Source organism: Mesorhizobium sp. WSM4906 (assembly GCF_029674625.1).
Classification (GTDB): domain Bacteria; phylum Pseudomonadota; class Alphaproteobacteria; order Rhizobiales; family Rhizobiaceae; genus Mesorhizobium.
The window spans coordinates 5,553,696-5,566,888 of record NZ_CP121355.1 but is presented as its reverse complement, the minus strand read 5'-3'; the positions used below and the strand labels follow the sequence as shown (position 1 = coordinate 5,566,888).

The 13,193-nt window shown below is 65.2% G+C and carries 8 protein-coding genes; 4 read left to right on the top strand and 4 right to left on the bottom strand.

What is annotated here, in order from left to right:
* Positions 1 to 5: 5 nt before the first annotated feature.
* From QAZ22_RS27045 to QAZ22_RS27030, 4 genes are all read left to right on the top strand, one after another.
* On the top strand, positions 6 to 1,550 hold the full coding sequence (locus QAZ22_RS27045) for a Do family serine endopeptidase (RefSeq protein ID WP_278203830.1): 1,545 nt from the start codon (positions 6 to 8) through the stop codon (positions 1,548 to 1,550).
* Between the two features lie 312 nt (positions 1,551 to 1,862).
* Positions 1,863 to 2,537 carry a response regulator transcription factor gene (locus QAZ22_RS27040; protein WP_278203829.1) on the top strand — a complete coding sequence of 225 codons (675 nt, stop codon included), beginning with the start codon at positions 1,863 to 1,865 and terminating at the stop codon, positions 2,535 to 2,537.
* Positions 2,538 to 2,545: 8 nt separating this feature from the next.
* The gene (locus QAZ22_RS27035) at positions 2,546 to 4,015 is read left to right on the top strand and encodes a HAMP domain-containing sensor histidine kinase (RefSeq protein WP_278203828.1); all 1,470 of its coding nucleotides are present in this window, start codon (positions 2,546 to 2,548) and stop codon (positions 4,013 to 4,015) included.
* An 11-nt stretch (positions 4,016 to 4,026) separates the two neighbouring features.
* Positions 4,027 to 7,023 carry a bifunctional [glutamine synthetase] adenylyltransferase/[glutamine synthetase]-adenylyl-L-tyrosine phosphorylase gene (locus QAZ22_RS27030; protein WP_278203827.1) on the top strand — a complete coding sequence of 999 codons (2,997 nt, stop codon included), beginning with the start codon at positions 4,027 to 4,029 and terminating at the stop codon, positions 7,021 to 7,023.
* On the opposite strand, the gene QAZ22_RS27025 is transcribed toward QAZ22_RS27030, so the two are convergent.
* From QAZ22_RS27025 to pepN, 4 genes are all read right to left on the bottom strand, one after another.
* Positions 7,008 to 7,445 carry a hypothetical protein gene (locus QAZ22_RS27025; RefSeq protein ID WP_278203826.1) on the bottom strand — a complete coding sequence of 146 codons (438 nt, stop codon included), beginning with the start codon at positions 7,443 to 7,445 and terminating at the stop codon, positions 7,008 to 7,010. The genes QAZ22_RS27030 and QAZ22_RS27025 overlap by 16 nt on opposite strands.
* A complete protein-coding gene (locus QAZ22_RS27020; protein WP_278203825.1) occupies positions 7,442 to 7,705 on the bottom strand; it encodes a type II toxin-antitoxin system prevent-host-death family antitoxin in 264 nt (87 codons plus the stop codon). The genes QAZ22_RS27025 and QAZ22_RS27020 overlap by 4 nt, the downstream gene beginning before the upstream one ends.
* A gap of 88 nt (positions 7,706 to 7,793) precedes the next feature.
* Positions 7,794 to 10,115, bottom strand: coding sequence for a PAS domain-containing sensor histidine kinase (locus QAZ22_RS27015; RefSeq protein WP_278203823.1), 2,322 nt, complete (start codon positions 10,113 to 10,115; stop codon positions 7,794 to 7,796).
* A 299-nt stretch (positions 10,116 to 10,414) separates the two neighbouring features.
* Positions 10,415 to 13,060: an aminopeptidase N gene (gene pepN, locus QAZ22_RS27010; protein WP_278203822.1), complete on the bottom strand. Its 2,646-nt coding sequence runs from the start codon at positions 13,058 to 13,060 to the stop codon at positions 10,415 to 10,417.
* Positions 13,061 to 13,193: the final 133 nt, after the last annotated feature.

The following is a 13,193-nucleotide window of genomic DNA, read 5'->3' as shown; positions in this document are numbered from 1 at the left end:
AATCCATGAATATTGCCCCCAATTCATATTCCCGCACCCGCAAGCGCCTGATGGCGGCCGTCGCTTCCCTGGCCGTCGTCGGCACGGCCGGCGCGGCCATGCTCGCAACCGGCACCGCCCCCGTGCTGGCTGACGCGGTGCGCGTCGAGGCCCCGCAGGTCCCGAGCTTCGCCGACGTGGTCGAGCACGTTTCGCCGGCGGTCGTCAGCGTCAAGGTCAAGGCCAAGGTCCAGCCGACGGCCGATGACGGCTCAGACGATCAGGACGGCTTCGACAACCTGCCGGACAATCCGCAGCTGCGCCGCTTCTTCAAGGAATTCCGCGGCTTCGGCGATCAGGGCGGCCAGTTCGGCATGCGCCGCTTCAACCACCGCAACCACGGCAATGGCGAGCCGCGCCCGGTCGCCCAAGGCTCGGGCTTCTTCATTTCCGAGGACGGCTATCTCGTCACCAACAACCACGTCGTTTCGGAAGGCTCGGACTTCACCGTCGTCACCAATGACGGCAAGGAACTCGACGCCAAGCTGATCGGCACCGATCCGCGCACCGACCTCGCCGTGCTGAAGGTCGATGGCGGCGGCAAGTTCACCTATGTCGACTTCGCCGACGACTCCAAGATCCGCATCGGCGACTGGGTGGTGGCCGTCGGCAACCCGTTCGGCCTCGGCGGTACCGTCACTGCAGGCATCGTCTCGGCCCGCGGCCGCGACATCGGCGCCGGCCCCTATGACGACTTCATCCAGATCGACGCCTCGGTCAACCGCGGCAATTCGGGTGGTCCGACCTTCAATCTCAACGGCCAGGTGATCGGCATCAACACCGCCATCTTCTCGCCGTCTGGCGGTAGCGTCGGCATCGCCTTCGACATTCCGGCCTCGACCGCCAAGCAGGTCGTCGAAGACCTGATGAAGAACGGTTCCGTCCAGCGCGGCTGGCTCGGCGTCGAGATCCAGCCCGTCACCTCCGACATCGCCGAGTCGCTCGGCCTGAAGTCGGAAAAGGGCGCGCTGGTGTCTAGCGCCCAGGATGCCGGTCCCGGCAAGAAGGCCGGCATCACGGCCGGCGACGTCATCACCCAGGTGGATGGCAAGGATGTTGCTTCGCCGAAGGAACTCGCCCGCGTGATCGGCGCCTATGCGCCGGGCAAGTCGGTCGACGTCACCGTCTGGCGCAACGGCAGGAACGAGACAGTCAAGGTCGATCTCGGCACGCTGCCTTCGAGCGACAAGCAGGCATCGAACGAAGACAGCAACAAGCAGGCTGCCCCCGCCAAGGCCGACACGCTGGCCGATCTCGGCCTCACTGTCACCAAGTCGGAGAACGGCAAGGGTCTGGTGGTCACCGATGTCGACCCGGACAGCGATGCGGCCGACCGCGGCATCCAGCCAGGCGACGTCATCACCTCGATCAATTCGAATGAGGTGAACACCACCGACGACGTTTCCAAGGCGATGACGGACGCCGCCAAGTCGGGCCGCAAGGCCGTGCTGATGCAGATCACCCGCGACGATGCGAACCGCTTCGTCGCGCTGCCGGTCGGCAAGGGCTGATGGCGCATGACCCGAAAACCGCATGGGTTTTCGGAAGGATCATGCGTCGTTTGAAGTCGAACGACTTTTCCTTGCGGCGGTTTCAACACCCCCGAGCCGCCGCCGGGAAAACATGGGGCCGAGCACGTCAGTCAGTCACCGTGTTTCGCTCCTGGCGGCAGCGGGTTTCCCATCACCCGCTGCCGCTTTACCAAGCATGGCGCCTACAAAGTGGGTGTCGGTCTGGGATTCACGACATGCGGCTGGCGAACGCAAAGGCGCTAAGTCATGGCTGCCCCTCAATCTTCCTCTGAAATCGCGTATAACGGCTCCATGAAGATTCTCGTCATGGAAGACGATCGCGAGGCGGCGGACTACCTCAAGAAGGCCTTTGCCGAGGCGGGCCACACCGCCCATGTCGCCGGCGACGGCGAGACCGGCTTCGCGCTGGCCGATGCCGGCGACTACGACGTGATGGTGGTCGACCGCTTGATGCCGCGCCGCGACGGCCTGTCGGTGATCGCCGCGCTCCGCTCGCGCGGCAACACCACGCCGGTGCTGATCCTGTCGGCGCTAGGCGAGGTCGACGACCGTGTCACCGGCCTGCGCGCCGGCGGTGACGACTACCTGACCAAGCCCTATGCCTTTTCCGAACTGCTCGCCCGCGTCGAGGTGCTGAACCGCCGCGCCAGTGCGCGCGAGTCGGAGACCGTCTACCGCGTGGGTGATCTCGAGCTCGACCGCCTGTCGCATTCGGTCAAGCGCGCCGGGCGCGAGATCACGCTGCAGCCGCGCGAGTTCCGCCTGCTCGAATATCTGATGCGCCATGCCGGCCAGGTGGTGACGCGCACCATGCTGCTCGAGAATGTCTGGGACTATCATTTCGATCCGCAGACCAACGTCATCGACGTTCACGTCTCGCGCCTGCGCGGCAAGATCGAAAAAGGCTTCGACAAGCCGATCCTGCACACGATCCGCGGCGCCGGCTACATGCTGAAAGGCGGGTAAAGCCGATCATGGCTCTTTCCCTGCCGGCCATCATGAGGACGACGGCGGCCCGGCTCTCGGCGCTTTATCTTCTGCTTTTCGCGCTCTGCGCCGTGTTGCTGGTCCTTTACATGACGTCGCTGTCGGCGCGCATGCTGACCGCGCAGACCCAGGAGACCATCAACGACGAGGTGCTCGGCCTTGCCAATGCCTATCAGCGCGGCGGGCTGCCGGTGCTGGTGCGCGTGGTCGAGGCCCGCTCCCGCCAGCCCGGCGCCAACCTCTATCTGATCGCCGACGCCAACGGCCAGATCCTGACCGGCAACGTGCAGAGTCTGGAGCCTGGGGTCATCGAGACCGAGGGCTGGACCACGGAGCCCTTTTCCTACCAGCGCTTCGGCGAGGGCGAGCTCGACCGGTTGCGCAGCGGAGACCAGACCGCGCCTTCGACCGGTACGGGCGGCGCGCAATCCGAGGGGGAGAAGGGCCACAACGCCATCGCGCTGGTGCTGAGGTTGCCCAACCAGATGATCATGCTGGTCGGCCGCGATCTCGGCGAGCCGGAGCGCTTCCGCGCCGTCATCAGACGTTCGCTGATGCTGGCGCTGGGCATGATGGGGCTCGGCGGGCTCTTGATCTGGTTCTTCGTCGGGCGCGCGGCGCTGAAGCGCATCGACAGCGTCTCCGATGCAAGCCGCCGCATCATGGGCGGCGACCTCAGCGGACGGCTGCCGGTGACCGGCGCGGGCGACGAATTCGACCGCCTGTCGGAAAACCTCAACACGATGCTTGCCCGCATAGCGATGCTGAACGAGGGGCTGAAGCAGGTCTCCGACAACATCGCCCATGACCTGAAGACGCCGTTGACCAGGCTGCGCAACCGCGCCGAGGCCACACTTGCCGGCAAGCACAAGACGACCGACTACCGCCAGGCGCTGGAGGGCACGATCGCGGAGTCCGACCAGCTCATCAAGACGTTCAACGCCATCCTGATGATCTCGCGGCTGGAGGCCGGCTATTCCTCGGAGACGACCAGCCCGGTCGACCTCGCCGCCACGGTGAGCGACGTCGTCGAGCTCTACGAGCCGGTGGCGGAGGAGGCGGGCGTTGCGCTGGAAACCACGGTGCCGGAGGCCTTCACGATCAACGGCAACCGCGAGCTGATCGGCCAGGCGCTGTCCAACATCGTCGACAACGCGATCAAATACTCGACCGGCGCCGCCGAGAGCCCGAAAGTGCGCGTCACGCTGGAACGCGCCGGCGGCGAGATCAAGCTCGCCGTTTCCGACAACGGTCACGGCATTCCCGACGATGCCGACCGCGCGAGGGTCACCGAGCGTTTCGTGCGATTGGAGAAAAGCCGCTCGCAGCCGGGCTCGGGCCTGGGCCTCAGCCTCGCCAAGGCGATCATGACTTTCCACAACGGCAGGCTTGATCTTTTGCCCGCCAATCCCGGATTGTCCGTGGTCATGAGTTTCCCGGCACGGGAGACGCGTTGACGGCGGCGAGGATGGCAAAGAAGAAGATCGAAACCGAATGGCAACTCCGACCGGCGCTGGCGCTTCGCCCGCTGGATGGCGACCACGCCCGGCGGGAACTATCCGAGATCGCCGATGCCGCCGAGGAAGACGGCCTTGCGCGTCTCGCCGCGTTCCTGGCGGACAAGGGGCCGCAGCAGGATTTGCTCGCCGCGATCTTCGACTTGTCGCCGTTCCTGCGCGACACGGCGCGCCGCCGGCCGGCCGTTCTCGACACGCTGTTCGATCAGACGATCGAAGCGCGGCTCAGCGACATCGGCGAGGCGATCGATCGCGCGGCGCGGGCCGAGAATGTTTCGGAATCGAGCCTGATGATGGCGCTCAGGCAGTTCAAGGCCGAGGCGCATTTCCTGATCGCGCTGGCAGATCTTTCCGGCGAAGCCGAGACGGCGCTGACCGTGCGCCGCCTCAGCGACCTTGCCGACGCCGCAACACGCGCCGCCGTCGATTTCCTACTGCTCGACGTGCATGGGCAGGGCAAGCTCAAGCTGCCTGATCCGAAACACCCCGCGCGCGGCTCGGGCTGGGTCCTGCTCGGCATGGGCAAGCTCGGCGCGCATGAGCTGAACTTCTCTTCCGACATCGATCTTGTCGTCTTCTTCGATCCGGAAGCGTCGGCCGTCATCGATCCGCTCGACGCGACGGAGCTCTTCTCGCGCCTCACCCGCCGGCTCGTGCGCATCCTGCAGGACCGCACCGAGCACGGTTACGTCTTCCGCACCGATCTGAGGCTCCGGCCGGATCCCGGCTCGACGCCGCTGGCGATCCCGGTCGAGGCGGCGCTGCGCTATTACGAGGCGCGCGGCCAGAACTGGGAGCGCGCCGCCATGATCAAGGCGCGGCCGGTGGCGGGCGACCTTGCCGCGGGCTCGGCCTTCCTCAAGGAATTGCAGCCCTATGTCTGGCGAAAATACATGGACTACGCTGCGATCGCCGACGTCCATTCGATCAAACGCCAGATCCATGCCCACAAGGGACATGGCGAGATCGCGGTGAAGGGCCACAACGTCAAGCTCGGCCGCGGCGGCATCCGCGAAATCGAGTTTTTCGTCCAGACGCAGCAGCTGATTGCCGGTGGCCGCTTTCCGGAATTGCGCGGCCGCGAGACGGTACCGATGCTGGGTGCGCTCGCCGCGCGCGGCTGGATCACCGCCGATGCGCGCGATGCCCTTACGCGGCAATACTGGTTCCTGCGCCGTGTCGAGCACGCCATCCAGATGGTGGCCGACGAGCAGACGCATGTCCTGCCTGACGATGATGAGGAATTGGAGCGCATAGCGCTGATGCTGGGCTTTGCCGGCGAGGCGGAGTTTGCCAAAGCCTTTCGCGCCTCGCTGCAGCAGGTCGAGCGCCACTATGCGGCGCTGTTCGAGACAGCGCCCGAACTGTCGGCGGGCGTCGGCAACCTTGTATTCACCGGCGATGTCGACGACCCCGACACGCTGCGGACCTTGCATGGCCTCGGCTTCCAGCGCCCGAGCGACATCTGTCGCGTCATCCGCGGCTGGCATTTCGGCCGCTACCGCGTCACCCAATCGGCGGAAGCGCGCGAGCGGCTGACCGAACTGACGCCGGCGCTGCTCAAGGCCTTCGGCCAGACGCGCCGCGCCGACGAGGCATTGATCCGCTTCGACGAGTTTCTCGCCGGGCTGCCGGCCGGTATCCAGCTCTTCTCGTTGCTGCAGTCCAATCCGGCGCTGCTCAAGCTGATGGCGACGATCATGGGCGGCGCGCCGCGGCTCGCCGCCATCATCACGCGCCGGCCGCATGTCTTCGACGGCCTGCTCGATCCGGCGCTGCTCACTGAACTGCCGGACCGTGCCTATCTCTCGGCGCGTCTTGCGGCTTTCATCGAGGGCGACCGCGCCTATGAGGATGTGCTCGACCGCCTGCGCATCTTCGCCTCCGAGCAAAAATTCCTGATCGGCGTGCGCCTGCTTGCGGGCTCCATCGATCCCGCTCGGGCCGGCCGTGCCTTCTCCGATCTCGCCGATCTCACCATCGAGGCTGCGCTTCATGCCGTGATCGCCGAATTCGCGCTGCGCCACGGCAGGATCGCCGGGGCCAGGGTGGCGCTGCTCGGCATGGGCAAACTCGGCAGCCGCGAGCTCACCGCCGGCTCGGATGTCGATCTCATCCTGCTCTACGATCATGATGCCGATGCGGAGGAATCCGACGGCGAGAAGCCGCTGGCGCCCTCGCATTACTACACCCGCATGACCCAGCGTCTGATCGCCGCGGTCTCGGCGCCAACGGCCGAAGGCGTGCTTTACGAGCTCGACCTTCGCCTGCGTCCCTCCGGCAACAAGGGGCCGGTCGCCACGCATGTCGACGCCTTCAAGAAATATCAGCGCCAGGACGCCTGGACCTGGGAACACATGGCGCTGGCAAGGGCTCGCGCGATCGGCGGCGATACCGAACTCTGCGCCGAGGTCGAGGAGGATGTCGCGGCGGTGCTCGCCCAGCCGCGCGACGGCGCCAAGGTGAAGGCGGAAGCATCGGAGATGCGGGCGCTGATCGAGAAGGAGAAGCCGCCGCGCGATCTCTGGGACATCAAGCTGATCCCGGGCGGCCTCATCGATCTCGAATTCATCGCCCAGGTCGCCGTCATCACCGGCGCGATCGAACCCAGCCTGCGGGCGACGGCGACGGCGGAAGTGCTGGCGCGGCTGGCCCCCGGTTTCGCGGCGCCCGATGTCCGGCAGGAGCTCTGCGAGGCCTGGCGGCTCTATCAGGCGCTGACCCAGATGATCAGGCTCTGCCTTACCGGCGAATTCCAGCGCGACGATGTCCCGCCGGGACTTTCGGATCTGCTGCTGGCGGCCACCGACCTGCCGGATTTCGGCGTGCTGGAAGCACATCTGAAGGAGACGTCGCGCAAGGTCCGCGAGGATTTCGACCTTCTGCTTCGTGCGGGGAGCGGCGGTGGGCTAGGAGCCGTGAGGCCGCGCGACTATTCGGTGCGTTGAACTCGGCGGAGCCTGCGGCGCGCATGCGCCTGCAGGAGCCGATCGCGGAGATAGGCATAGAAGCGGGGCGGCAGCATACCGTAGTGAAAGCGGGAGGGACTGCTTCCCGGAATGGGTCTGAGGTCGGGACCCGGCCAGAGGAAATCGTTGGTTTGGCTCACCACGACCCATGATGGCATGTCGTCGAACCCAAGGTAAGCCTTGAGAGGCGCCGGCATCTCTATTGCATCGCCAGGATCAGCCGGGACGGAATGCGTGATCGGAACCACCGTCACGACCTCGCGCCCCTCCACGATCCGACGCGCAGCGACAATGGCGCATGGTCGGTTCTTTCGCCCCTCTTCAGCGCCGTCCTTGTGCTCGCGCGACCAGAGGTAGGAGTAGGAAATCACCAGGCCGGGAACAGGCTTGGGCAGGCTCACGGCGTCCAGTCTTTGAGCATTTCATCCAGCTCATCAAACTGGGATGGGACTGCGCTTTCTGCGATGGCTCTCAGCGTCTCGTCGTCCAGTTCCTCAACCGGACGAGCGACCCGTCCCTTGACCAGCACTTCGAACATTGCCGCCGACAGGAGCACGGTATGAGTTCGGCCGTTCTTCGTTATGGCGACCGGCGCTCGCTGAGCGGCATCCTGAAAACGACCAACATTCTGTTGGAATTCCGTCGATGTCACACGCATCATAAGCCACCTCTTTATCCAAAATAGATAAAATAGATGACTTTTTCAAGAATGACATCGCGCTTTGATCGTGCAGTTACCGCAGCGGCCCTCAGGCCGCGGCCTTCACCGAAGCCGGTGCCTTCTTCAGCGGGATGCGCACTGACACGATGGTGCCGACGCCTTCGGTGGAGCGGATTTTCAGCGCGCCGCCCTGCAATTCGGCCAGCGAGCGCGAGATGGCCAGCCCGAGGCCCGAGCCGGTGTGGTTCTTGGAGAACTGGTTCTGCACCTGCTCGAACGGCCGGCCGAGCTTGCTCAGCGCCTGTTTCGGGATGCCGCAGCCATTGTCCTCGATGGTGAGCACCAGCGCGCCGGACGCGCTGCGCGCCCTGACCGTGATCTTGCCGCCCTGTCCGGTGAATTTCACCGCATTGGAGAGCAGGTTGATGGCGATCTGCTTGATCGCGCGGCGGTCGGCGTAGAGCCGCATGGAGTCGGCGATGCGCGTTTCCACCGTGATCGACTTTTCCGCCGCCTGCAGCGAGATGACGCGCACCGTCTCCTTGATCAGCGGGCAGAGGTCGATCTCCTCGCGGTCGAGCGAGAACTGGCCGGCCTCGATCTTCGACATGTCGAGTATGTCGTTGATGACCCCGAGCAGATATTTGCCGCTGCCGTTGATGTCGCTGGCATATTCCTCGTAGCGTTCGGAGCCGAGCGGCCCGAACAGTCGCTGTTCCATCAGTTCGGAAAAGCCGATGATGGCGTTGAGCGGCGTGCGCAACTCATGCGACATGTTGGCGAGGAATTCGGATTTCGCCCGGTTGGCCGCCTCGGCGCGCTCCGTCTCCTTCATGTATTTGCGGTTGAGCTCGACCAATTCCTTGGCGCGTTCCTCCTCGGCGCGGCGGGCGAGGCTGAGGTCGTGGATGGTCGCCATCAGGCGCCGTTCGCTGTCAACCAGCTTTTCCTGATGCAGCTTGATCTGGGTGATGTCGGAGCCGACCGAAACGATGCCGCCGTCCCTGGTCCTGAGCTCGTTGACTTGAAGCCAGCGGCCATCCGCCAGCTGCCTTTCAATCGTGATGCCGCCATGTGGCCCATTGGCGTTGGCCAGCCTGCGCTCCGAGGCGAAGGCGAGCATCCGCTCCTCCAGCATGTCGCGGGTCGCGCCCGGCACCACGTCGCGGTCCGAGAGCCCGTTGTCCTTCTGGAATTTGGAGTTGCACATGATCAGCCGCTCGGCGGCGTCCCACAGCACGAAGGACTCGTTGATGTTTTCGATCGCTGTCCTGAGCCGCATGTCCGCCGCTTCCGAGCGCAGCGCCAGATGCCGTTGCTCGGTGACGTCGACGGCGATGCCGATCAGCTGGATCTCGGGCGCTTCCGGATCGATCACCTGGGCACGGGCGCGCATCCACACCCATTGCCCATCGGCATGGCGCATGCGGAACACCTGGTCGATATGGTCGATCTCGCGCTCGACGATGCGGTTGGCGAGCTCGAAGAGATCGCCGTCGTCGGGATGGATGATTTCGTCGACCTCGCCGAACGACAGCATCGTATCGCAGGGCTCGTAGCCCAGCATGTCGTACATCGAGCGCGACCAGTACATCTTGCCGCGCACCATGTCCCAGTCCCACAGGCCGCAGCGGCCGCGCACCAGCGCCATGTCGATGCGCTGATGCGCCTCGAGATAGATGCGGTCGGCTGCCTGGGCGCGCGCCGCCTGGCCGAAATAGGCATAGAGGATGACGATCAGCACGCCGGCCGTCAGCACGAACAGCGTGACGTTGAGCGACACCGTCTTGCGCCAGCCTTCGAATACCGCCTCCTTGGGCACGAGCACCGCCGCGGCATTCTTGCGGTCGCCCGTGAGGCTGACGGCGGCGAACCAGTCCTTGCCGCCGATGCCGACATCCATCACGCCGGCGCGGTCGCCGAACATGAACAGCGGCTGGCCGCCGAGCACGAGGCTGTCCAGCGAGCGTCCCTGCCAGCCGGTCGACAACGGCGATACGGCGATGATCTTGAAGGCGCCGTCGGTGATCGCCAGCACATGGCTGCGGCTCATGGCGCCTTGGCGGCTGGTGTTTTCCAGAAGATCCATGGCATTGGCGCCGGCGGCATTCGGATCCGCCGTGATCGCCTGCGCCATCTGGCCGGCGGCCAAAGCCAGCACCGCCTTGGCGTCGCGCTCGACCTCGTCGCGCTCGTTCACCAGCGACAGGAAGCGAAGGGCTGCGATGACGATCAGGAAGATGATGATCAGCGCCGGGATCGAGCGGCGCAGCAGCGGCTCCGCCGCCAGCAGCCGCTGGTAGGCGGGTTCGGCGATCAGACGTGCATTGCCGGCAAGCCCGTCGCCCCTTGCTTCGCGACGCGCAAAAGCCTTTCCTCCGGGCGCGCCCCACGCGTCCGTCTTGGCCATAAATGGCACTCCCCGATTTGCCGCATACTTGACGACCCGGCTACGCCGCACGCCCGAATCGTCAGTAAAGAATCAAAGGTGATTCGCCTTGTCCAGAGGCAGGGCCAAAAAAGATTAAAAGTTGATTGAAATTCGTCGCTTTTGCCTTCTCCCCTTGTGGGAGAAGGTGGCCGAGCAAAGCTCGGCCGGATGAGGGGTGTTCCAGTAAACACCGACGTCTCATTCCTTCCAACACCCATCAACCGTCTCGGCGCTGCGCGCCGATCCACCTTCTCCCACAAGGGGAGAAGGAGAGGACGTCACGCCAGCGTGCGCTCCACGATGTCGCGCAGATCGGCCGACAGGTCCTCGGCGTTCGCCATCTGCAGCAGCGCCTGCCTTGCCTTGTCCTGCCGGATCGGCTCCAGCGAGCGCCAGGACCGCAGCGCCGTCGCCAGCCTTGCCGCCACTTGCGGGTTGCGTTTCTCCACCTCCAGCACGGTCTCGGCAAAGAAGCGGTAGCCTTGACCGTCGGCGCGGTGGAAGCCGGTCTGGTTGGCGCTGGAAAAAGTGCCGATCAGCGAGCGCACCCGGTTCGGGTTGGCGATCGAGAAGGCAGGGTGCTGCATCAGGGCACGCACCTTGTCGACGGTCTGCGCTCCGGGCACACCGGCCTGGATCTGGAACCATTTGTCGAGCACCAGCGCGTCGCCGCGATATCTTGCTTCGAAGCTTGCCAGCGCCTCGTCCGCTTCAGGAGAGCCGGCGTGGCGGTGCGCCAGCACGGTGAGCGCCGCGGCGCGGTCGGTCATGTTGGTTGCCGCGCCGAAATGCGCGGCGGCAAGTGCCGTGCCCTCGGGCAGCAACGACAGGTAGTCGAGCAGGATGTTGCGCAGCGCCCGCCGCCCGGCGCTCGCCGCGTCCGGCGTGAACGGACCTTCGTCGGCGAGGCTGTCGTAGAGCGCCGAGAAGGTGTCGCGGTTTGCGGCGGCGATCGACCGCGCCAGCGCCTCGCGGGCCGCGAAGATGGCGTCGGGGTCGATGCCCTTGCCGATGTCGCGGGCGATGTCGGCCTCGCCGGGCAGCGACAGCGCCAGCGCCCGGTAGGCCGGCTCCAGCGCCTCGTCGCCGGCGATTCTGCCGGCAAGCTCGGCGAGCCTTTCCGCGAAGACCGGCTCCTTGCCGCCAAGCACCTGGCGAAAGGCCGCGATCAGCGCGTCGGTGAGCAGTGTGTTGAAGGCCTGCCAACGCGAGAAAGAGTCGCTGTCATGGCTGGCGAGGAAGAACTGGTCGTCGGCCTTCTGCTGCACCGAGAGCGTGATCGGCGCCGAGAAGCCGCGGTTGAGCGAGACCGAAGGCCGCTCCGAAACGCCCGAGAAGCGCACCGTGTGCCGCCGCTTGCGAACATGGATGACGCCATTTTCCACGCTGGCGCCGTCGACGGCCGCCCAAGTGACAGGTTTGCCGCTCGCGCCGACCAGGCCGAAGGCCAGCGGAATATGCATCAGCCGCTTCCGGCTTTCAGACGGCGTCGGCGGCACCGATTGTTCGATCTCCAGCGTGAACGCCTTGGCCGCCGCATTGTAGGAGGAACTCACCGTCAGGTTCGGCGTGCCGGCCTGGTGGTACCAGAGCGCGAACTGCGCGAGGTCGCGGCCCGAAACGTCCTCGAAGACTTTGAGGAAATCCTCGATGGTTGCAGCCTCTCCGTCATGCCGCTCGAAATAGAGGTCCATGCCGGCGCGGAAGAGTTCGGCACCGAGAATGGTGCGGATCATGCGCACCACTTCCGAGCCCTTCTCGTAGACGGTCGCTGTATAGAAGTTGTTGATCTCGCGGTAGCGGCGCGGCCGCACCGGATGCGCCAGCGGCCCCTGGTCCTCGGGGAACTGATGCGCGCGCAGCGTGCGCACCTCGGCGATGCGCTTCACCGCGCGCGAACGCTGGTCGGCGGAGAATTCGTGGTCGCGGTAGACGGTCAGCCCTTCCTTCAGGCAGAGCTGGAACCAGTCGCGGCAAGTGATTCTATTGCCGGTCCAATTGTGAAAATATTCATGCGCGATGATCGCCTCGATATTGGCGAAGTCGGCGTCGGTCGCGGTTTCCTCGTCGGCCAGCACATATTTGTCGTTGAAGATGTTGAGCCCCTTGTTCTCCATCGCGCCCATGTTGAAGTCCGACACGGCGACGATGCTGAAGACGTCGAGGTCGTATTCGCGGCCGAATGCTTCCTCGTCCCATTTCATCGAGCGCTTCAGCGCGTCCATCGCGTAGCCGGCGAGCCGCTCCTTGCCGGGCTCGACATAGATGCCGAGCGCGACCTCGCGGCCGGACATGGTGGTGAAGCTGCCCGCCACCTTGCCGAGCGCGCCCGCCACCAGCGCGAAGAGATAGGAGGGTTTCGGGAAGGGGTCGTGCCAGACGGCGAAGTGCTTGCCGTCTGCGAGCGTGCCGCTTTCGACGGGGTTGCCGTTGGAAAGTAAAAGCGGCGCCTCGTTGTGGGGCGCCTCGATGCGCACGGTGTAGACGGAGAGGATGTCGGGCCGGTCGAGGAAATAGGTGATGCGGCGGAAGCCCTCCGCCTCACATTGCGTGCAGTAGACGTTGTTGGAGCGATAGAGGCCCATCAGGGCCTCGTTTTTGGACGGCGCGATCTCGGTCTCGAGGCGAAGCTCGAAGCGCCGTGCCGCCGGCGGCGTCGGAATGGTCAACAGGTCAGGCGTCGCCTGGTACTGTGCCGGCGCCAGCGCATGCCCGTCGACGGCAACGCTGATCAGCGTCAGCCCGTCGCCGTCGAGCACCAGCGGTGCGGAAGCGGCCACGCCTTCGCGCCGCTCGATGGTCAGCACGGCGGTGACGCGGGTCGCATCCGGTGACAGGCTAAAATCGAGACTGGTCCGCGGAATGAGATAATCGCTGGGGCGGTAGTCTTCGAGTTTGAAGACATGGCCGGTATCGGTGCGCATTCCGTGGTTTTCCTGTCGATTTCAAGCGGACAGCGTCTGTTGCTGGCCTAAGAATTTTGAAGTCCGCGCTCTTTACACGAAACGGTCACTCGACAAAACTGCGCAGGGGTCTATTTCTGGGCTTCGTTTCCGA